This window comes from Nocardia sp. NRRL S-836, assembly GCF_001279525.1.
In the GTDB taxonomy this organism is placed as follows: Bacteria; Actinomycetota; Actinomycetes; order Mycobacteriales; family Pseudonocardiaceae; genus Lentzea.
In genome coordinates, this window is sequence record NZ_LGDY01000113.1 from 46,573 (window position 1) to 66,348 (window position 19,776).

Sequence of the window (19,776 nt, forward strand, 5' to 3'; positions counted from 1 at the left end):
CTCGTTACGTTCAGTTCTGCGCGCGCTGAACGAAGATCCCCACGAGAGAGGTGCGAACCATGTACGAGACTCCGCAGCTGATCGACCTCGGCACCTTCGACGAGCAGACCGGCCTGCTCGGGTTCTCCGGCAACGACCGGCTGATCCTCAGCAAGAACTGACGCGACCCAGCGCGAATGCCTGACCAGGGCTCGCGGGGTCACGGCGGGTCGCACTTCGTGGTCTTCCCGGACCACGAGGCCGCGCCCGCCGTGGCCCGTCGCACTTGCGCGCCGGGGTCCCGCACGCTGCGGCACGCGTCGGGACGTCCGTGGCTCGCCGGGAGGTGGTCCGACGGCGAGATCACCGTCGCCACGGCGGGCGACGTCCGGCTGGCGGTGATCGGCTGGTGCCCGGTCGGCGCCGCGGCGCTGCAGCGCGCCGCCTCCACCCTGCGCGACCCCGCCCGTCTCGACGAGCTCGCGCTCGGCCTGCCGGGCAGCTTCCACCTCGTCGCGTCGCTGGGCGGCCGGTGCCGGGTCCAGGGCACGGCCTCGGGCCTGCGGCTGGTGTTCCACCGCCGGATCGACGGTGTGGTGGTCGCGTCCGACCGGGCCGACGTCCTCGCCGGTGACGCACCGGTCGACGAGCAGAGCCTCGCCGTCCGGCTGCTGTTCCCCACGCCGCACCCGTTGCTGGACAAGACGATGTGGCGCGGCGTCGAGTGCGTACCGCCCGGCAGCGCGCTGGTGCTGGACGGTGCGGGCGCCCGGCTCAGGAGGTGGTGGCGCGCCCCGGAACCGGTGCGCGGACTCGCCGAGTCCGCGCCCGTGGTCAGGGAGGCGCTCGCCGCGGCCGTCGACGTGCGCACGCGGGCGGGTGGCACCGTGGCGTGCGACCTGTCCGGCGGTCTGGACTCCACGTCGATCACGTTCCTGGCCGCCCGGTCGGACGCGCGGGTCGTCGCCAGCACCTGGCCGTCGCTCGACCCGCTCGACGAGGACGTGGCCTGGGCCAGGAGGGCGGCGGGGCACCTGCCCGCCGTCGAGCACGTCGTGTGGCCGCGCGACCGCATCCCGCTGGTGTACGAGAACCTGCTCGGCATCGACGACCCGATGGACGAGCCGACCATCGGCGTGATGGACCGCCAGCGCCTGCTCGAAGACCTGAAGGGCTTGGCGGAGAAGGGGTGCCGGGTCCGGCTCACCGGGATCGGCGGCGACCACGTCGCCTGGTGCTCCGAGGCGCACTTCCACTCGCTGCTGCGCCGGCGGCCGCTGTTCGCGATCAGGCAGCTGCGCGCGTTCCGCGCGTTGTTCCACTGGCCGCTGGGGCCGATGGTCAGGACGCTGGCCGACTCCCGGTCGTACCGGGCGTGGCTCACCGGCCAGGCCGATCGGCTGCGTGCGGACCGGGGGCCGACGGTGGTGGGCGCGCTGGGCTGGGGCACGCCGCCGCGGCTGTTCGACTGGGTGACGCCGGAGGCGCACGCGCTGGCCCGCGACGCGCTGCTGGCGGCGGACGCGGAACCGCTGGGGCCCACCAGGGGCGAGCACGCCGACCTGGAACCGATCCTGTCCTGCGCGCGCATCATCCGGCAGTGGGAGCAGATGAGTGCGCGCGCGGGACTGCCCGTCCAGTCGCCGTTCCTCGACGACCGCGTGATCGAGGCGTGCTTCTCGGTGCGGCCGGAGGACCGCGTGACGCCGTGGCGCTACAAACCCGTGCTCACCGAGGCGATGCGCGGGATCGTGCCGGACGACTGCCTGGCCCGCACGAACAAGGCGCAGGCAGCTTTGGAGGCCTCCGCGGGGCTGCGCCGGCACCGCGGTGACCTCGTCGAGCTGTGGGAGTCCTCGCGGCTGGCCGACCTCGGTCTCGTCGACCGGCGCAGGCTGACCGAGCTGGCACTGCGCCCGGACACCCCCGAGCTCCGCTCGGCGATCTTGTACTCGACCATCGGCTGCGAGGTGTGGCTGCGCGGCCAGGACACCAACCGGGGAGCGACCCATGCGACTGCGCGCTGACATCTCCGTCGCGGACACCGACTACGGCCAGGTGCTGCTGGACGAGCGGACCGGCCACTACTGGCAGCTCAACCCGACCGGAGTGGTCGTGGTGCGGGCGTTGCTCGACGGCGCCGACGAGGACGCGGCGGTCGCCGCGCTCACGTCGAGCTACGAGGTGACCGAGGACCAGGCGCGTCAGGACGTGTCGGTGCTGGTCGCGGGGCTGCGGACCGCGGGCCTGGTGACGGCGTGACCACGCCGGGCTCGCTGAGCCGCCCCACCGGTGTACCCCTGCGGCTGCGGATCGCCGCCCGGTGCGCGGTCGCCGTCGCGACCCCGCTGGCGCGGCTCAGACCGCACAGGCTGCGACGGGTGCTCGGCTTCGCCCGCCGCGGCGCCCGGCCGGCGAGCTACGCGGAGGCCAAGGCGGCGCGGGACGCCGTGCTGGCGGTGAGCCTGCGCTGCCTCGGTCCGCAGGGCTGCCTGCCGAGGTCCGCGGCCGTCGCGCTGCTCTGCCGGATGTCGGGCAGCTGGCCGACGTGGTGTGCGGGCGTGCGCGTGCTACCGCCGTTCGGCGCGCACGCGTGGGTCGAGGCGGAAGGTGAACCGGTCGACGAGAACCTCCCGCCGCGGTACTTCCGGCCGTTGATGACCATATGAACGCACTCGGGCTGCTGCGCCTGACCAGCGGTCACCGGCGCGGGCTCGCCCTGGCCGCGACGGCGACGCTGGTCGCGTCCGGGCTCGGGCTGCTCCAGCCGCAGCTGCTGCGGACGGCCGTCGACTCGGCGGCGGCCGTGCCGTGGCCGGTGATCGCGGCGATGGCGGCGTTGTTCGTGGTGCAGGCGTGCGTGGACGGCCTCGGGCTGTTCCTGCTGGAACGCACCGGTGAACGGGTCGTGCTCGGGGTGCGCCGCCGGCTCGTGGCCCGGCTGCTGCGGCTGCGGATGGCGGAGTTCGACGCGCACCGGGTCGGCGACCTGATGTCCAGGGTCAGCGTCGACACGACGGTGCTGCGCGAGGTCGTCTCCACCGCGTCGGTCCAGCTGGTCACCGGCACGCTGACCGGCGCGGGCACCGTGGTGCTGATGCTGCTGGTCGACCCGGTGCTGTTCGCGTGGGTGATGACGACCGTCGTCGTCGCGGCCGTGGTGGTCTACTCGCTGGTCGGCAGGTTGCGGACCGCCGGTGAGCAGATGCAGCGCGGGGTCGGTGAGATGACCGCGGAGCTGGAGCGCGCGCTCGGTGCGTTGCGGACCGTGCGCGCGTGCCGTGCCGAGGAACGCGAGGAGGCGCTGATCGGGCAGCGCGCCGAGCAGGCGTGTGCCGCGGGGGTGCGGGCCGCCCGGATCACGTCCGTGATGAGCCCCGCTGTCGAGCTGGCGTTGCGCGGGTCGTTGCTCGTCGTGCTGCTGGTCGGCGGCACGCGCGTGGCCAGGGACGCGGCGTCGGTCGGCGACCTCATGGCGTTCCTGCTCTACGCCACCTACCTGATCATCCCGTTCACCTCCGTCCTGCAGGGCATCGGGCTGCTGCAGAAGGGCATGGGCGCGCTCGGCCGGGTCGCCGAGGTGCAGGAGCTGCCGGTCGAGAACCCGTCAGGGACTACACCCGCACGGCAGGGCGAAATCGCACTCGAATTCCGGGACGTCTGGTTCCGGTACCGCGACCGGCCGGTGCTGCGCGGCGTGTCCTTCACCGTTCACCCGCGCTCGCACGTCGCACTGGTCGGCCTGTCCGGCGCCGGCAAGTCGACCACGTTCGCGCTCGTCGAACGATTCTACGAGCCGGACTCGGGTGCGGTGCTCGCGAACGGCACGAACATCGCGGAATTCGCCCTGGACCGGTGGCGGTCCCGAATCGCACTGGTCGACCAGGACTGCCCGGTTCTCAGCGGCACCCTGCGTGACAATCTCCGTTACGCGGTGTCCGGCGCCTCGGACGGCGATCTGCGCGAAGTGCTGGAACTCGCCAATCTCGGCGATCTCGTGCGCCGTCTGCCCGACGGTCTCGACACACCGCTCGGCGAACGCGGTCGTGCGCTGTCCGGCGGTGAACGCCAGCGCGTCGCACTGGCCCGTGCCCTGCTCACCCGCCCCGACCTGCTGCTCCTCGACGAACCGACCGCGCACCTCGACCCGGTGAACGAGCGGGCACTGCACCGCGCGATCCGGCGGGCCACGCGGGAGTGCGCATTGCTGGTGATCGCGCACCGGTTGTCCACAATTCGCGAGGCCGACCAGATCGTGGTGCTGCAGGCGGGCGAGGTCGTCGCGCGGGGCACACATGACGAGTTGCTCGCCATCAATGATTTCTATGGCAGCCTCGTCGCGGGAGAGTTCATGCAGAATGCAAATCCATTCGATACCGAAACATCCCCTGGATGGAGGTAGGACATTCCTCCAGGCGGTGCCAACATGGCTACTCCCATCCGCATCCGGGAGAAAGGCGAGTCGTGTTGCGACCTTCTCCGGCAAGCCGCACCGAATTCGTCGAGCTTCTGCACGACCGCTCCACGATCATTCGCACGCTGGTCGACCTGGTGGCCCGCAGCGGCTCGGTGCGGTGCGTGCTGACGAGCAGCGGCGGTGTCGACGGCGACCTGCTCGACCTCGTGGTCGGCGCCGCCGAGCGGGGCCGGCTGCTGCTCGACGCGGCGCTCGCCCTGCGGACCGAGTCCGTCGACCGGGCCACCCGCCACCGCGTGGAGGTCCGCGTGCACTCCGGGCCCGCCCGGCCGATGCTCGTCTTCGACGACCGCAGCGCCGTGCTGCCACTCGCCACCGGCGACCTGAACGCCGGTGCCGTCCTGCTGCGCAGCCCGCTGTCGGACCCGTACGGCCAGCTGTTCGAGCTCATGTGGTCCGACGCCCGCACACCGGCCGAGTGCGCTCCGCACGACCACACCCTGACCAGCCGCGAGGTCCTGGTCATCGGGCTGCTGCTGGACGGCGCCACCGACCACCAGGTCGCCGCGCGGCTGGGCATGAGCAGCCGGACGGTCCGCGCGGTGGTGGCGCAGCTGCAGCAGCGCTTCGGCACCCGCTCGCGCATGGCCCTCGGTTTCCGGCTGGCCCGCGTCACCGACTAGCGCCCGGTGGTGTGGCGCGTGACGGCGCCGTGGCGATTCGCGGTCGGACGGGCACCGTACGGGGGCGGTGCCCGAGCGTGGATCACCCGCCACCGTTCCGCGTCGCGCCACTAGATTCGAGGTATGCGCGTGGCCGGTCTGTTGCTCGCCGCGGGGGCCGGTCGCCGGTTCGGCTCCCCGAAGGCGCTCGTCCCGTTGGACGGCAAGCTGTTCGTCGACTCCGCGGCCGAGCTGCTGCGGGCCGCCGGGTGCGCGCCCGTGGTCGTGGTCCTGGGCGCCGCGGCGGACGAGGTGCGGGCGAAGGCCGCGCTGACCGGTGTGACCGTGGTCGACAACCCGGACTGGGAGTCCGGGATGGGCTCGTCGCTGCGCACGGGCCTGCGCGCGGTCGGCGCCGCCGACGCCGTCGTGGTGCTGCCGGTGGACACCCCCGGTGTCACGGTCGCCGCGCTGCACCGGTTGATGGCGCTGGCCGAGCCGAAAGCGCTGGCACGGGCGGTGTACGAGGGTGAGATCGGGCACCCGGTGCTGATCGGCAGCGACCACTTCGCGGGCGTGATGTCGTCGGCGGCCGGCGACCAGGGCGCGCGGGAGTACCTCAGGGCCGGCACCGTGCGCCACGTCGAGTGCTCGGACGTGGCGGACGGCGCGGACGTGGACCGGCCGGCCGATCTCCGGCCGCGCAGCGGCTGACGGTCGCTAGGGACGTGCGAAAACCGCCGCCCGCGCGCAGCCGCCGGCCACGACGAGCTGCGCCAGCGCCACCCACACCGGCCAGAGCTCGGAGTAGGTGACCGCCAGCGCGATGTGGGTGGCGGCCGCGGCGGCGAAGACCACCGTCAGCACGACCCAGATGTAGAAGTACCGCCTGATGCCCACCCACCCCCGTCCACAGCCACTGCCGTCAACGCGCGTATCGGGGTTTGTGGCGTGCGGGTTACTGGTGGTGCCATCGGCAATCCGGTACTACTGGGCCGCATGACGACCGACACCGTGACCGGGTCCGACTACGGCAACCTCGTGCGCTCGCACCTGACCCGCGTCGAGCAGCACAACGCCAGCGCGCTGGACGACGTGGCCGAGCTCGTGCTCGCCGCGGTGCAGGCCGACGGCATGATCCTCACCGCGGGCGCGGGCCACTCGCTGGCGGCCGTCGCCGAGACCTTCTACCGCGCGGGCGGCCTGGCCTGCGTGCGCCCGATCTACCACCCCGAGCTGCTGCCGATGCACGGCGCGATCAGCAGCACGTCCGCCGAACGCCGCTCCGGTCTCGCGGGCGAGGTGCTGCGCGACGCCGGTCTCGCCCCGCACGACGTGCTGTTCGTGTTCTCCACCTCCGGCGTCAACCACTACCCGGTGGAGCTCGCCCTCCAGGCGGCCGAAGCGGGCTGCCCGGTCGTCGCCGTCACGTCGGTGTCCGCGAGCGCGCAGGCACCGCGCCGGGCCGGCACCACGCTGGCCGAGGTCGCGACCGTCGTGCTGGACAACCTCGTGCCGCCCGGCGACGCCACCTACCCGGTGCAGGCACCGGTGACCGCGGCCGTCTCGACGCTCGCGACGACGTTCCTGTGGAACCTGCTGATGGTGCGGCTGTTCGACAAGGCGACCGAGACGGGCGTGCCGCTGCCGTTGTGGCGCAGCGCGAACGTCGAGGGCGGCGACGCGGCCAACGCCGAGATGCTCCGGCACTACCAGACGCGCATCCCGCAGCTGGGCTAGTCCTTCGGGCCGGACTGCCCGGATCTGCTGGAGATGTACACAGCACCTCCACATCTTGTGGTTAACCTCCCACCGGGGAATGACCTACCTGGGGGGAGCTTCACCCGTGGAACGGAAGACACGCAGATTCGTGCTGATCGGCGGGGCGCTCGTCACGGCCACCATCGTGGGCGTGGCGGGCGTGCTGGTGTGGGGCGGCGGCGCGGCCGGCTCCACCGAGCAGCCGGTCGAGCCGGTGGTGGACTCGCCGAGCTCGGTGGCGCAGTCGTTCGTGAACAAGCTGTTCAGCGCCGACGCCACGGCCGCGGCAGCGCTGACCGACGCGCCGGAGCCGGCCGCCAAGGCGTTCGCCGCGACGCGGTCGGGCATGGGCACCTCGGCCTACCAGGCCCGGCTGCTCGTCGTGCCGACCCTCGCGGAGGGCGCGACCACGACCGAGATCCCGGCCTCGGTGACGTGGACGATGCCGAACTCGGCCGCGCTGAAGTACGACGTGAAGATCGGCCTGCAGCTCTCGGGCACGACGTGGAAGGTCCACTGGACGCCCGCGCTGGTGCACCCGCAGCTCACCGAGGGCGGCTCGCTCGTCTACCGCAAGGCCCTCGCGGACGGCGCCCTGCTCGGCCGGGACGGCAAGCCGCTGGTGCAGGGCTCGCTGCCGGAAGGCCTCTACACGACGATCACGGGCGCGGCGGGTGACCTGAAGGGCACCGACGGCTGGGAGGTCGGTCTCTCGAACGGCACCGCATTCGTGGCGCTCGACGGCAAGAAGCCGGAGATGGGCGAGAAGCTCACCGTCACGATCGACCCGGCCCGCCAGGCCGCCGCGCAGGCCGCCGTCGACGCGCTGCCGCAGGGTGCCGCGATCGTCGCCGTCGACCCGGCCACGACCGAGGTCCTCGCGGTGGCCCAGAACAAGGCGCTGGCCGGCACCAACCCGTTCGTCGGCCGCTACGCGCCCGGTTCGACGATGAAGATCGTGACCGCCGCCGCGGCGATGGAGGCCGGACTGGTCCAGTCCGGCACCGCGGTGCCCTGCCCCGCCCGCGCCACCATCGGCACGCGCACGGTGAACAACGCCGGTTTCGGTCACGAGTCGCTGCCGTTCCACACCGCGTTCGCCCTGTCCTGCAACACGACCTTCGGCGAGCTCGGCCTGAAGCTGCCCGCCACGGCGTTGCCGGACATGGCCAAGCGCTTCGGTCTCGGCGCCGACTGGGACATGGCCGGTGCGTCCACCAACACCGGCAAGGTGCCGCCCGCGACCGGTGACCAGCAGGTGGAGAACAGCTTCGGCCAGGGCAACGTCCAGGCCAGCCCGTTCGGCATGGCCCTGGTCGCCGCGACCGTCGCGTCCGGCCGCACGCCGACCCCGACCCTGCTGCGCGGCCGGGTCGGCACACCCGGCGACGTCGGCGCGGCGCCACCCCGCGCGGCACTGCCCGCGTTGCGGCAGATGATGACCGAGGTCGTGACCAGCGGCACGGCGAAGCAGCTCGCCGGGTTCCGCGGCCTGGCGGGCAAGACCGGCACCGCCGAGGCCGGTGGCGGCACCGCGCACGGCTGGTTCGTCGGCTACCAGGGCAACGTGGCGTTCGCGGTGTTCGTGGAGAACGCCGGTTCGTCGCAGAGCGCCCTGAACGCGACCGCCGCGTTCCTCAAGGGCTGATCCCGCGGTGTCCGCCGGGGACGCGCCGTCCCCGGCGGAACGCCCCAGGTGAAACACCTCGGGCGAGACACCTCGGGCGAGACACCTCGGGCGGAGTGCCGCGGTGACCGCGACCGCCCGCCGGCTCCCCCGGTGCGACGGACGCCCGGCGTCCGTGCCGGTCCGGTGTGCACCGTCCTGCGACGCGCACCCACCACGTCAACCGATCGCCCACTGACCCTGATGTCCGCCCTATGGCTGACGGGGCGGCAGCTTGCGGCCAGACGCGCCTCTTCGGCCGCGCGACGCTTCGGCGATCGATACGGTCGCCGTCATGAGGGGTACGTGGAACGTCCCGTTCACCGGTGTTCTGCTCGGCATCACCGTCCTGCTGCTCGCCGACCCGCTGATTCCCGGCTCCGCCTGGTGGCTGTCACCGCTGCTGTGCACCGGCGTGGCGACCGTGAGCACGCTGCTGATCAGCTTCGGCGTGAACACCATCCCCGGCGCCTCAGCGCGGTTCGTCGCCGGCCTCACCTCAGGACTGCTCCTCGCCGCCACGGTCGGCTCGGTCGTGGCGACCCCCGCGGGAACGGGCTCGACGCTGGAGGCGATCGTGCCGGGCGCGGCGCCGTTCCTGCTGTTCCGCGCCGTGGTGGCGACTGCGGACATGCTCACACCGTCGTTCACCGTGTCGTTGCTGGCGGGGTTGACGGGGACGGCGGTGTACACGGCCGCGGTGCCGCTGGTGGCAGCCAAGCACCCGGGCCTGTCGCTCTGGGCGTGCCTGGGGATCGCGGCGGTGATCGGGTACGTGGAGGGGATGCTCGTCGGTGCCGCGCTCCGGCCGCTCTTCGCAGCCGAGAGCCCGGCGGGCGGAACGGATCGCCCACGGGCCTGAGCACGGCAACCCCGCGGCCCGGTCCGCACAGCCGTTTCCGCTCCAGCGCCACGGCACTCGGCGTCCACAGCACCGCGGCGCCCAGCCGTTGCGCGGCACCGAAATCCAGCCACCCCGCCCAGGCCACCTCGCCCGGTCCAACCGCCAACCCCTGGCCACCGGCCGCCGCGTGCGCAGGCGGCGCCGGTCAGGACGTCGCGGCCTCCGCACGCGCGCTGAACTTCCGCGTCGGTAAGACCTCGACCACGGGCGGCTCGGCGAACTGCGTGTTGTACAGGTCCGCGTACCGGCCCTCCGCCGCCATCAGCTCGGTGTGCGTGCCGCGTTCCACGATGTCCCCGTGCTCCAGCACGAGGATCTGGTCGGCGTTGCGGATCGTGGACAGCCGGTGCGCGATGACCAGCGCCGTCCGGCCCAGCAACGCCTCCGTGAGCGCCGCCTGCACGGCCGCCTCCGACTCGGAGTCGAGGTGCGCGGTCGCCTCGTCCAGGATCACCACGCGCGGCTTCGCCAGCAGCAGGCGCGCGATCGTCAGCCGCTGCCGTTCACCGCCGGAGAGGCGGTAGCCGCGCTCGCCGACCACCGTGTCGAGCTGGTCGGGCAGCGAGGTGACCAGGTCGAGCAGCCGGGCCCGCCGCAGCGCGTCCCAGAGCTCGTCGTCGGACGCGCCCGGCGACGCGTACTCCAGGTTCGCGCGGATCGTGTCGTGGAACAGGTGGCCGTCCTGCGTGACCACGCCGACCGTGGAGCGCAGCGAGTCGAACGTGAGGTCTCGTACGTCCACATCGGACAGCCGGACGGCACCGGAGTCGATGTCGTACAGGCGCGGGACCAGGGAGGCCAGTGTCGACTTGCCGGCGCCGGACGAGCCGACCACCGCGACCAGCTGACCGGCTTCGGCCTTGAAGCTGATGCCGTGCAGCACTTCCTCGCCGCCGCGGGTGTCCAATGTGGCCACCGACTCCAGCGACGCCAGCGACACCTTCGCCGCGGACGGGTAGGCGAACCGGACGTCGTCGAACTCGACCGACACCGGGCCGTCGGGCACCGAGCGGGCGCCGGGCCGTTCCTGGATCATCGGCTCCAGGTCCAGGACCTCGAAGACCCGCTCGAACGACACCAGCGCCGTCATCACGTCGACACGGGCGTTGGCCAGCGCGGTGAGCGGCGCGTAGAGGCGGGTCAGCAGCAGCGCCAGCGACACCACGGTGCCGGCGGCCAGGTGACCGGTCAGCGCCAGGTAGCCGCCGAGGCCGTAGACCAGGGCCTGCGCGAGCGCCGACACCAGCGTGAGGCCGGTCATGAACCAGCGCGTGGCCATGGCGGTGCGGATGCCGATGTCGCGGACCTGCGCGGCCTTGTCCGAGAACTCCTGCTCCTCGCGGTCGGGGCGGCCGAAGAGCTTCACCAGGGTCGCGCCGGGAGCGGAGAACCGCTCGGTCGACTGGGTGACCATCGAGGCGTTGAGCGCGGAGGCCTCGCGCTGCATGTCGGCCATCCGCCGGCCCATCCGCTTGGCGGGCAGCACGAACACCGGCAGCAGCACCAGCGCCAGCGCGGTGACCTGCCACGACAGGGTGAACATCACGCCCAGCGACAGGGCCAGCTGGATGATGTTCGTGACGAAGCCCGACAGCGTCGAGGTGAAGGCGCGCTGGGCGCCGATCACGTCGTTGTTCAGCCGCGACACCAGCGCACCGGTGCGCGTGCGGGTGAAGAACGCGACCGGCATCTTCTGCACATGGCCGAACACGGCCCGGCGCAGGTCGTAGATCAGTCCCTCGCCGATGCGCGTGGACTGCCACCGCTCCACGACCCCCAGCCCGGCGTCGACCAGCGCGATCACGGCGATCACGACGGCCAGCCACACCACCACCGAGGGCACGGCGCCGCCCACGATCGCGTCGACCACGCGACCGGCGAGCAGCGGGGTCGACACGGCGAGGACCGAGGACACCACCGTGAGCAGGAGGAACACCACGAGCTTCGCCCGATGCGGCCGGGCGAAGGCCAGTACGCGCCGGAAGGTGCCGCGGCGCACCTTCGTCGGCGCGTCCGCGGTCACCCCCATCATGAATCGCCAGGAGCTGTAGCCGTCCACGCCTCTAAGAACAGCACAGCGGTCCGACAATTCCTGAACAGAACGCCTGGAGAGCTCGTTCAGCTCTGAGCGGACACCCGCCCGAACCGTCGGTTCCGGGCCGTCAGCCCTGGGCGGACATCAGTTCGGCGAGCGAGCGGATCCGGCGCAGCTGCGCGGCGCGCTCGGCGGCCAGCTGGTCGGCGAGCGGCACGCCGGAGGCCGCCGACGCCACCAGCGCCAGCGTCTCGGTCACCGCGCCCGCCATCGGCTTGAGCACGGACGCGACCAGCGCCTCGACCGCCGTGTCGAGGTCGGCCGCGGGCACGACGGAGTTCGCGAGGCCGATCCGCAGCGACTCGTCGGCGGGCACCCGCCGGGAGGTCACGCAGATCTCGGCCGCGCGCGAGTAGCCCACGAGGCGCACCAATGGCAGCGTGCCGCCGAGGTCGGGCACCAGGCCCAGCCCGGTCTCGGCCATGCAGAACTGCGCGTCCTCGGTGAGCACGCGGAAGTCGCACGCCAGCGCCAGCTGGAAGCCCGCGCCGATGGCATGCCCCTGCACGGCGGCGATCGTCACGCGTGCCGGGTCGCTCAGCCAGGTGAACCCGGCCTGGTACGAGGCGATCCGCGCGTCCGCCTCGGCGGGCGGCAGCGCGAGCATCCCCGGCAGGCCACCGGGTTCTCCGTCGACCGGCTCACCGGTGAACATGCGCCGGTCCAGCCCTGCCGAGAAGGCACGGCCGGCACCCCGGACGACCACGACGCGGACGTCCGGGTCCAGCTGCTCACCGATGTGCCGCAACGCCTGCCAGGTGGCGGGCGTCTGCGCGTTGAGCACGTCGGGACGATCGAGCGTGATGGTGGCGACCGGTCCGGTCAGCGCGAGCCGAACGCCACCGCGCTCGAGCACACCAGCGTCGACTGCGGGCACTGGCATGGCGTTACCTCCGGCGGACTAGAAGCTAGTTACCGGAGAGTAGCAGTCTGGGTTGTGGCTACTTCTTCTTCGTCCGGGTGGCGCCACCGCGGCCGCGCAGCGTGACGCCGGATTCCGACAGAACCCGGTGCACGAAGCCGTAGGAACGCCCGGTGCTCTCGGCCAGAGCCCGGATGCTCGCGCCCTTTTCGTACTTCTTCTTCAGGTCAGCGGCCAGCTTGTCCCGCGTGGCGCCGGTGATCCGGGCACCCTTCTTCAGGTCAGCCACCTCGTCCCGCCTTCCGTACGAGCAGGTCGGGCCGTTCTACGGCCCCTGTCGTCGCAATGATCGAACAGGTTCACGCAGAACGCCAGGTGATCAAGCCAAGAGATCGCCGAACGGTCGATTCGATCACGCTCAGTTGATCAAAGGGTGCGCTCGGTAGTCCTTTGGTGGGTGGAGATCACGCGAGCTGCACGAGCTCGAGGTAGTCCTCCGACCAGTGGTCCTCTGTGCCGTCGGGCAGCAGGATCACCCGCTCGGGCTCCAGCGCCTCGACCGCGCCGGGGTCGTGCGTCACGAGGACGACCGCGCCCTCGTAGCGCCGCAACGCGTCGAGCACCTGCTCGCGCGAGGCCGGGTCGAGGTTGTTGGTGGGCTCGTCGAGCAGCAGCACGTTCGCGGCGGAGGACACCAGACCGGCCAGTGCCAGCCGGGTCTTCTCGCCACCGGACAACGTGCCCGCGGGCTGGTCCAGCTGCTCGCCGGTGAACAGGAACGTGCCGAGCAACGACCGCAGCCGCTGCTCCTGCTCGTCCGGCGCCATGTGCCGGATGTTCTCCCACACCGACGCGCCGTGGTCGAGCGTCTCGTGCTCCTGCGCGAAGTAGCCGATCTTCAGGCCGTGGCCGGGGACGACCTTGCCCGCGTCGGCCTTCTCGCCGCCGCCCAGCAACCGCAGCAGCGTCGTCTTGCCGGCGCCGTTGAACCCGAGCACGACGACGCGGGAACCCTTGTCGATGGCGAGGTCGACGCCGGTGAAGATCTCCAGCGAGCCGTAGGACTTGCTCAGACCCTCTGCCATCAAAGGGGTTTTGCCGCACGGGGCGGGCGCCGGGAAGCTGATCTTCGCGACCTTGTCGCTCTGGCGCACGTCGTCGAGACCGTCGAGCAGCTTCTGCGCGCGCTTCGCCATGTTCTGCGCCGCAACGGCCTTCGTGGCCTTCGCGCCCATCTTGGCGGCCTGCGTCATCAGCGCGCCGGCCTTCTTCTCGGCGTTGGCGCGCTCACGGCGGCGGCGCTTCTCGTCCGTCGCACGGGCTTCGAGGTACTTCTTCCAGCCGAGGTTGTAGATGTCGACCTCGCCGCGGATGGCGTCGAGGAACCACACCTTGTTCACGACGTCGTCGAGCAGCTCCACGTCGTGCGAGATCACGACGAGACCGCCGTCGTGCGACTTGAGGAACCCGCGCAGCCACGTGATCGAGTCGGCGTCGAGGTGGTTGGTCGGCTCGTCGATCAGCAGGATCGTGCTCGACTTGGCACCGATGCCCGCCTCCGAGGCGGCGAACAGGATGCGGGCCAGCTCGACGCGGCGGCGCTGACCACCCGACAGCGTGCTCAGCGGCTGCGCGAGCACCCGGTCCGGCAGGCCGAGGTTCGAGCAGATGCGCGCGGCCTCGGACTCGGCGGCGTACCCGCCGAGCGCGGCGAAGCGCTCTTCGAGCTTGCCGTAGCGGGTGACGGCCACGTCGAGCTCGCCGGGGTCGACCAGCTCGGCCATCTTCGTCTGGGCCTTCTCCATCTCGCGGAGCAGCTGGTCGAGGCCGCGCGCGGACAGCACGCGGTCCTTGGCGATGACCGACAGGTCGCCCTCACGCGGGTCCTGCGGCAGGTAGCCGAGCTCGCCCTTGCGCGTGACGGAACCGCCGTAGGGCTGGCCCTCACCGGCGAGAACGCGCAGCGAGGTGGTCTTGCCCGCGCCGTTGCGGCCCACGAGGCCGATCCGGTCGCCGGGCTGGACGCGCAGGTTGGCGCCGCTCACGAGAATGCGTGAGCCCGCGCGCAACTCCATGTCGGTTGCGGTGATCAAGAGAAACTCCGAGCAGTCGAGAAAATCCGGATACGGCAAAAGGTCGGCACGTCCGGTTCGGCCTACTCGAGGAGGATCACGCGGACCATTCTACGGGTTGTCGCCCACCGAATTTCCCACGTGTGGCCGGACGCATAGATTCACCGGCCATGAGCGACGACTTCTCGGGCAAGACCGCGCTGGTCACCGGCGCTTCCCGCGGCATCGGCCTCGGCATCGCGCGCGAGCTGCTCTCCCGCGGCGCCGCCGTGACGATCACCGGCCGCAAGGCCGACCAGCTGGCGGAGGCCGCCGCGCAGCTCGAAGCCGACACGGGCGGCCGCGTCCTCACGGTCGCCGGCAACGCGGGCGACGACGCCGCGCGCGAGGAGGCCGTGTCCCGCACGGTCGCGGAGTTCGGCAGCCTGGACGTGCTGGTCAACAACACCGGCATCAACCCGCAGTTCGGGTTCCTGATGGACGCCGACCTCGCGGCCGTGCGCAAGATCTTCGACGTCAACGTGGTGGCGGCCCTGGGTTTCGTGCAGCTCGCGTGGAAGGCGTGGATGAGCGAGCACGGCGGCGCGGTCGTGAACGTCGCGTCCGTCGGCGGCATCCGCTCCACCGGCGTGATCGGCGCGTACGGGGCGTCGAAGGCGGCGCTGATCCGCCTGACCGAGGAGCTGGCGTGGCAGCTCGGGCCCAAGGTGAGGGTCAACGCCGTCGCACCGGCGGTGGTGAAGACGAAGTTCGCCGAGGCGTTGTGGAGCGGCCGCGAGGAGGAGGCGCAGCAGCAGTACCCGATGAAGCGCCTCGGCACGCCGGAGGACGTTGCCGCGCTGGTGGCGTTCCTGTGCTCGGACGGGGCTTCGTGGATCACCGGGGAGACCGTGCGGGTGGACGGCGGGCTGCTCGCGACGGGCACGGCAGGCTGAGCCGCACGTTCGCGGTGGCCTGCGCGGCTGGGGCGGGCGGCTGGGTGCTGGGGCGTGCTTGAGACGGGCGGGCTGAAGCGCACGCAGGGGCCTGCGCGGCTGGGGTGCTGGGGCGTGCGCCTGCGACGGGAGGGCTGAGCCGCACGCGTGGCTTGCGCGGCTGGAACGGGCGGCTTGGGTGCGGCGGGTCGGGTCGCCCGCAGCAGTGGCTGAACCGCACGCAGACGGCCCGCGCGGCTGGAACGGCGGCTGAATGCGGGGAGCCGGGTCGCACGTCTCTGACGGCGGGCTGAGCCGCACGCAGGCAGCCCGCGAACGCGGCCCGCACCGGCCGCCCGGTGGGACCGGCGACGTCGACGTGCACCTCGCGTGGCCGCAGCGGGCGGCCGGGTGTGGCGAGCCGGGTCGCACGTCTGTGACGGGTGGGCTGAACCGCACGCAAGCGGCCCGAGCGGCTGGATGCGACGAGCTTGGTCGCACGCCCGCGACGGCGGGCTAAGCCGCACGCGCGTGGCGCACGACCAGAGCGGGCGGCGGGTGCATGCGGCGAGCCGGGGTCGCGCCTGTGACGGGGGCTGAGTCGCACGCAAGCGGTCCGCGCGGCTGAAGCGAGGCTGGAGGCGGCGAGCCTGGTCACACACCCGCGATGGCGGGATTGAGCCACACCCAGGTAGCCGCGCAGCCGGAGCGGACAACTGAGTGCGGCAAGCCTGGTCACACACCCGCGACGGCGGGCTTGAGCCACACCCAGGTGGCCGCGCAGCCGGAGCGGGTAACCGAGTGCGGCGAGCCGGATCACCCGCCTGCGACGGCGCGCTAAGCCGCACGCGGGTGGCCGCGCAACCGAAGCGGGCGGCTGGGTGCGGCGAGCCGCGCCCGCGACGGCAGGCGAACACCTCGCCCATGAGCCGATCCGCAGACCCAGGCAAGCGTTCGCCCTCACGACACGCCCGCAGCTGAACGACACGCTCACGCAGGGGTCCCCTCCCGGGGGCCCCCTGCTTTCATCCTCTCAGACACCACCGACATTTCCGGGCACACCGAGCACCGCCAGGAACGCCGCCGCAGCCGGCGTCAGCCCGGCCGTGCTCCACACGAGATGCTCCACCCGCGACGGCCCGTCCACCACCGGCACGGTCACCACACCGCCCAGCCGCGGCGCGTACCGCGACGGCAGCACGGCGATCGCGAGGCCCTCCCGGATCAGCCCGGCCATCAGCTCCGCGGTCGTCACCTCGAACGCCACCCCACGGGTCAGCCCCGCCGCCGCGAACGCCTGGTCGGACTGCGTGCGGCCGGGCGAACCGGCCGGGAAGTCCACGAACAGCTCCTCGGCGAGCGTCCGCAGGTCCACCTCGTCCCGCCCCGCCAGGCGGTGCTCGGGCGCGACCACGGCCACGTGCTCGTCGCGGGCCAGTTCGTGTCCGCGCACGCCCTCGGGACGCGTGGTCGGCGGCAGCCCGAGGAACGCGAGGTCGAGCGCGCCCTGCCGGACCTGCTCGACCAGCTCGTGGCTGGGCAGCATCCGCAGCGCGACCTGGACCTGCGGATACCGCTCGCGGAACACCCGGAGGGCGGCGGGCAGGTCCACGGCGGCGACGGTGGGGATCACGCCGACCACGACCCGGCCGCGCACCTCCCCCACGGCGGCCGCGACCTCGGCGACGGCGCGTTGCGCGAAGTCGAGGCACTGCCGCGCGGCCGGCAGGAACGCCGCACCCGCCGGGGTCAGCCGGACGCTGCGGCTGGTGCGGTCGAACAGGCGGGCGCCGAGCTCGCGTTCGAGGCGGGCGATCTGGTGGCTCAGCGCCGACTGCACGACCAGGCAGCGCTGCGCCGCCCTCGTGAAGCTGCCGGTCTCGGCGACCGCCACCACGTACCGCATTTGCTGGAGTTCCACCCGTCCATCTTGAATCACGATGGATCACGTGACAAACATGCGTTGGACTCATCGACCCTGTTCACCAAGACTGGATCACGTGCAGAACAACGACTTCCCCCGCATCGCGCTGGCGGCTTTCGCGCCGGTGGTGTGGGGCTCGACCTACGTGGTCACCACCGAGCTGCTGCCCGCGGGGCACCCGCTGTTCGCCGGGTTGCTCCGCGCGCTGCCGGCGGGCCTGGTCGCGCTGGCGTTCACCAGGACGCTGCCGCGCGGGTCGTGGTGGTGGCGGGCCGCCGTGCTCGGCGTGCTCAACATCGGCCTGTTCTTCCCGTTCCTGTTCGTCGCGGCGGAACGCCTGCCGGGTGGCGTCGCGGCCACGCTGGGGGCCGCTCAGCCGCTCGTGGTGGCGTTGCTCGCGGTCGGCGTGCTCAAGGAGAGCCCGTCGGCGTGGAAGCTCGCGTGGGGCGTGGTCGGCGTCGTCGGCGTGGGCCTGGTGGTGCTGGGGCCGGCAGCCGGGTTCGACCTGATCGGGGTGCTGGCCGGGCTGGGCGGGGCGGCCACGATGGCGCTCGGCGTGACGCTGACGAAGAAGTGGGGACGGCCGGCCGGGGTGAGCCCGACCGCGTTCGCCGGGTGGCAGCTGAGCGCGGGCGGGCTGTTCCTGGTGCCGGTGACGTTCCTGGTCGAGGGGCCGCCGCCCGCGATCGGTCCCGCGGCGGCGCTCGGGTACCTGTGGCTCGGCGGGGTCGGCGGGCTGCTCGCCTACGTGCTGTGGTTCCGCGCGATCACCACGCTGCCGGTCACGTCGGTCTCGGTGCTCGGCCTGCTCTCCCCCATGGTCGCCGCGCTGCTCGGGGTCGTGGTGCTCGGCCAGACGCTCGGTCCCGTGCAGCTCACCGGTTTCGCCCTCGCACTGGCCGCGATCGTCGCGAGCCAGCGCCCCGCACCCGTGCTCGCCGAGGGAGCTCTCCGGTGAAGATCGCTGTCATCGGCGCCGCGGGCATGGTCGGCGCGGAGGTCGTCACCGAGGCGGTGCGGCGCGGGCACGACGTCACGGCGGTGTTCCGCGGCACGGTCACCGAGGTGCCCGCCGGTGTGCGGGTCGTGCGCGGTGACGCGGCGGACCACGCGTTCACCACCGCCGTTCTGTCCGGAGTGGACGGTGCGGTCGCCGCCACCCGGCCACGACCGGGACAGGAGGCGACCGTCGGGCCGACCACCACGGCGTTGCTGGACGCCGCACTCGCCGCCGCAACGCGCATGATCGTCGTGGGCGGTGCCGCGCCGCTGCGGTCGCCGGGCGGAACGGGACTGGTGCTCGACGACACCCGTTTCGTGCCACCGCACATCCGTCCGATCGCGGCGGCGAGCGTGCGCCAGCTGGAGGCGTGCCGGGCGCACGCGGCGGACTGGGTCTACCTGAGCCCGCCCGCGCTGCTCGAACCCGGCGAGCGCACCGGCACCTACCGCCGCGGCGTGGACGAGCTGCTCACCGGCCCGTCCGCGATCTCGGCCGCGGACCTGGCGGTCGCGGTGCTCGACGAGCTGGAGAACCCCGGCGTGGACCGGCACTTCACGGTCGCGAGCTGAGGTCCAGCCGCAGCACGACCTCGCCGTCGTCCACCGCACCGGTCGGCACGAAGCCGTATCCGCGGTAGAACGGCTCCGGACAGCCCTCGCCGGGAACGTAGCTGGTGAGCAGCTCGGTGACGCCGTCCGCGCGCAGCAGTGCCACGACCTCGTCCAGGACCGCCGTGCCGTAGCCGCGGCCCTGGTGCCCGGCGCCGATGAGCAGGCGCCACAGGAAGTACGGCCCGAGCAGGCCGGGCGCGGGCGGCACGTCCCAGCTGAGCATGACGAACCCGACCGGCACGTCACCGGCGTATGCCGCGCGGTACCAGGGGTTGCCCTCCGGGTGCTCCTCGGCGTCCTGGAACGACCTCTCCACGGAGGCGACGAAACGTTCCTGACCGGGGAGCACGCGCACGGCCGTGACGGCGGCACGGTTGGCGTCGGTGACCTCGACCAGGCGGACTCGGTTGCTCATGCCCGGATTGTGCCGCTCAGCGCGTCGCCGAGGGCGCGGTTGTCGCGGGGAGGTCCAGGACCGAGCCGGGTGGCGTGGACGTCGTGTTCGGTACCGTCGGCGGCTGCTGCGTCGTGCCGGGCGGCCACGTCGCGGGCGGCGGCGTCTGCGGGACCGTTCCCGGCGTGCTGGACCGCGGCGGTCCGCCGGGCAGCGATGTCGTCGACAGCGATGTCGTCGACAGCGGTGTCGTCGAGAGCGGCGTCCGCTCGACCGAGGTCGGGGAAGGCGCCGTGGTCGGCGGGGCCGGCACCGAGGTGGAGGAGGGGCCCGGCGTCAGCGGTTCCGGTGGGGTGGCGCCCGGCAGCACGGCCAGCGCCACGGCCACGACACCGACGGTCGCGAGCCCGGTTCCGGCCACGGCGACCGCGCGCCGGCGGGACCGCACGGCCCGGCCGCGCTGAACCAGGTCGGCGGCGGTGACGGCGGGCGGCGGCGCCCCTTCCGCGTGC

At 72.7% G+C, this 19,776-nt stretch carries 20 protein-coding genes and 1 pseudogene; 14 read left to right on the forward strand and 7 right to left on the reverse strand.

What is annotated here, in order from left to right; all coding sequences use genetic code 11:
- The first annotated feature begins 59 nt into the window (after positions 1-59).
- From ADL03_RS47485 to ADL03_RS27760, 7 genes are all read left to right on the forward strand, one after another.
- Positions 60-161, forward strand: a complete 102-nt coding sequence (locus tag ADL03_RS47485) for a keywimysin-related RiPP (protein WP_197288700.1) — start codon at positions 60-62, stop codon at positions 159-161.
- Positions 162-176: 15 nt separating this feature from the next.
- The gene (locus tag ADL03_RS27735; protein ID WP_053736498.1) at positions 177-2,006 is read left to right on the forward strand and encodes a lasso peptide isopeptide bond-forming cyclase; all 1,830 of its coding nucleotides are present in this window, start codon (positions 177-179) and stop codon (positions 2,004-2,006) included.
- The gene (locus ADL03_RS27740; protein WP_053736499.1) at positions 1,990-2,241 is read left to right on the forward strand and encodes a lasso peptide biosynthesis PqqD family chaperone; all 252 of its coding nucleotides are present in this window, start codon (positions 1,990-1,992) and stop codon (positions 2,239-2,241) included. The genes ADL03_RS27735 and ADL03_RS27740 overlap by 17 nt, the downstream gene beginning before the upstream one ends.
- Positions 2,238-2,648: a lasso peptide biosynthesis B2 protein gene (locus ADL03_RS27745; protein ID WP_053736500.1), complete on the forward strand. Its 411-nt coding sequence runs from the start codon at positions 2,238-2,240 to the stop codon at positions 2,646-2,648. The genes ADL03_RS27740 and ADL03_RS27745 overlap by 4 nt, the downstream gene beginning before the upstream one ends.
- Positions 2,645-4,381, forward strand: coding sequence for an ABC transporter ATP-binding protein (locus tag ADL03_RS27750; RefSeq protein ID WP_053736501.1), 1,737 nt, complete (start codon positions 2,645-2,647; stop codon positions 4,379-4,381). Before ADL03_RS27745 ends, ADL03_RS27750 begins: the two co-directional genes overlap by 4 nt.
- Positions 4,382-4,443: 62 nt before the next feature.
- Positions 4,444-5,079 (forward strand): helix-turn-helix transcriptional regulator, encoded by a 636-nt coding sequence (locus ADL03_RS27755; protein WP_053736502.1) that lies wholly within the window; start codon positions 4,444-4,446, stop codon positions 5,077-5,079.
- A 129-nt stretch (positions 5,080-5,208) separates the two neighbouring features.
- Positions 5,209-5,772 (forward strand): NTP transferase domain-containing protein, encoded by a 564-nt coding sequence (locus tag ADL03_RS27760; protein WP_231642318.1) that lies wholly within the window; start codon positions 5,209-5,211, stop codon positions 5,770-5,772.
- Between the two features lie 6 nt (positions 5,773-5,778).
- On the opposite strand, the gene ADL03_RS27765 is transcribed toward ADL03_RS27760, so the two are convergent.
- Positions 5,779-5,958 carry a hypothetical protein gene (locus ADL03_RS27765; RefSeq protein ID WP_053736504.1) on the reverse strand — a complete coding sequence of 60 codons (180 nt, stop codon included), beginning with the start codon at positions 5,956-5,958 and terminating at the stop codon, positions 5,779-5,781.
- A gap of 99 nt (positions 5,959-6,057) precedes the next feature.
- On the opposite strand from ADL03_RS27765, the gene ADL03_RS27770 reads away from it, so the two are divergent.
- The 3 genes from ADL03_RS27770 to ADL03_RS27780 all read left to right on the forward strand — a co-directional run bounded on the left by ADL03_RS27770 (position 6,058) and on the right by ADL03_RS27780 (position 9,347).
- Complete coding sequence (locus tag ADL03_RS27770; protein ID WP_082373527.1) at positions 6,058-6,798, forward strand: SIS domain-containing protein; 741 nt, start codon at positions 6,058-6,060, stop codon at positions 6,796-6,798.
- Positions 6,799-6,904: 106 nt separating this feature from the next.
- Positions 6,905-8,467: a penicillin-binding transpeptidase domain-containing protein gene (locus ADL03_RS27775; protein WP_082373528.1), complete on the forward strand. Its 1,563-nt coding sequence runs from the start codon at positions 6,905-6,907 to the stop codon at positions 8,465-8,467.
- A gap of 313 nt (positions 8,468-8,780) precedes the next feature.
- Positions 8,781-9,347, forward strand: a complete 567-nt coding sequence (locus ADL03_RS27780; RefSeq protein WP_053736505.1) for a hypothetical protein — start codon at positions 8,781-8,783, stop codon at positions 9,345-9,347.
- 187 nt (positions 9,348-9,534) lie between these two features.
- Here the strand turns inward: ADL03_RS27780 and ADL03_RS27785 are convergent, their stop codons facing one another.
- From ADL03_RS27785 to ADL03_RS27800, 4 genes and pseudogenes are all read right to left on the reverse strand, one after another.
- Positions 9,535-11,421 (reverse strand): ABC transporter ATP-binding protein, encoded by a 1,887-nt coding sequence (locus ADL03_RS27785; protein WP_157529386.1) that lies wholly within the window; start codon positions 11,419-11,421, stop codon positions 9,535-9,537.
- A gap of 130 nt (positions 11,422-11,551) precedes the next feature.
- Positions 11,552-12,367, reverse strand: coding sequence for an enoyl-CoA hydratase/isomerase family protein (locus ADL03_RS27790; protein WP_053736507.1), 816 nt, complete (start codon positions 12,365-12,367; stop codon positions 11,552-11,554).
- Positions 12,368-12,425: 58 nt separating this feature from the next.
- A pseudogene (locus ADL03_RS27795) lies at positions 12,426-12,644 on the reverse strand (helix-turn-helix domain-containing protein); the annotation flags it as partial.
- A 166-nt stretch (positions 12,645-12,810) separates the two neighbouring features.
- A complete protein-coding gene (locus ADL03_RS27800) occupies positions 12,811-14,439 on the reverse strand; it encodes an ABC-F family ATP-binding cassette domain-containing protein (RefSeq protein WP_053736508.1) in 1,629 nt (542 codons plus the stop codon).
- A 149-nt stretch (positions 14,440-14,588) separates the two neighbouring features.
- Between ADL03_RS27800 and ADL03_RS27805 the strand changes: the two genes are divergently transcribed.
- Complete coding sequence (locus ADL03_RS27805) at positions 14,589-15,353, forward strand: SDR family oxidoreductase (protein WP_053736509.1); 765 nt, start codon at positions 14,589-14,591, stop codon at positions 15,351-15,353.
- Positions 15,354-16,365: 1,012 nt separating this feature from the next.
- On the opposite strand, the gene ADL03_RS27810 is transcribed toward ADL03_RS27805, so the two are convergent.
- On the reverse strand, positions 16,366-17,253 hold the full coding sequence (locus ADL03_RS27810; RefSeq protein WP_053736510.1) for a LysR family transcriptional regulator: 888 nt from the start codon (positions 17,251-17,253) through the stop codon (positions 16,366-16,368).
- Between the two features lie 79 nt (positions 17,254-17,332).
- Here ADL03_RS27810 and ADL03_RS27815 point away from each other — a divergent pair, with 79 nt between their 5' ends.
- The gene (locus ADL03_RS27815) at positions 17,333-18,214 is read left to right on the forward strand and encodes an EamA family transporter (RefSeq protein ID WP_231642327.1); all 882 of its coding nucleotides are present in this window, start codon (positions 17,333-17,335) and stop codon (positions 18,212-18,214) included.
- Positions 18,211-18,828: an NAD(P)-dependent oxidoreductase gene (locus tag ADL03_RS27820; RefSeq protein ID WP_053736511.1), complete on the forward strand. Its 618-nt coding sequence runs from the start codon at positions 18,211-18,213 to the stop codon at positions 18,826-18,828. The genes ADL03_RS27815 and ADL03_RS27820 overlap by 4 nt, the downstream gene beginning before the upstream one ends.
- Here ADL03_RS27820 and ADL03_RS27825 read toward each other — a convergent pair.
- The gene (locus tag ADL03_RS27825) at positions 18,812-19,285 is read right to left on the reverse strand and encodes a GNAT family N-acetyltransferase (protein WP_053736512.1); all 474 of its coding nucleotides are present in this window, start codon (positions 19,283-19,285) and stop codon (positions 18,812-18,814) included. The two genes, ADL03_RS27820 and ADL03_RS27825, sit on opposite strands and share 17 nt — an antisense overlap.
- 74 nt (positions 19,286-19,359) lie before the next feature.
- On the opposite strand from ADL03_RS27825, the gene ADL03_RS27830 reads away from it, so the two are divergent.
- Positions 19,360-19,728, forward strand: coding sequence for a hypothetical protein (locus tag ADL03_RS27830; protein ID WP_053736513.1), 369 nt, complete (start codon positions 19,360-19,362; stop codon positions 19,726-19,728).
- Positions 19,729-19,776: the final 48 nt, after the last annotated feature.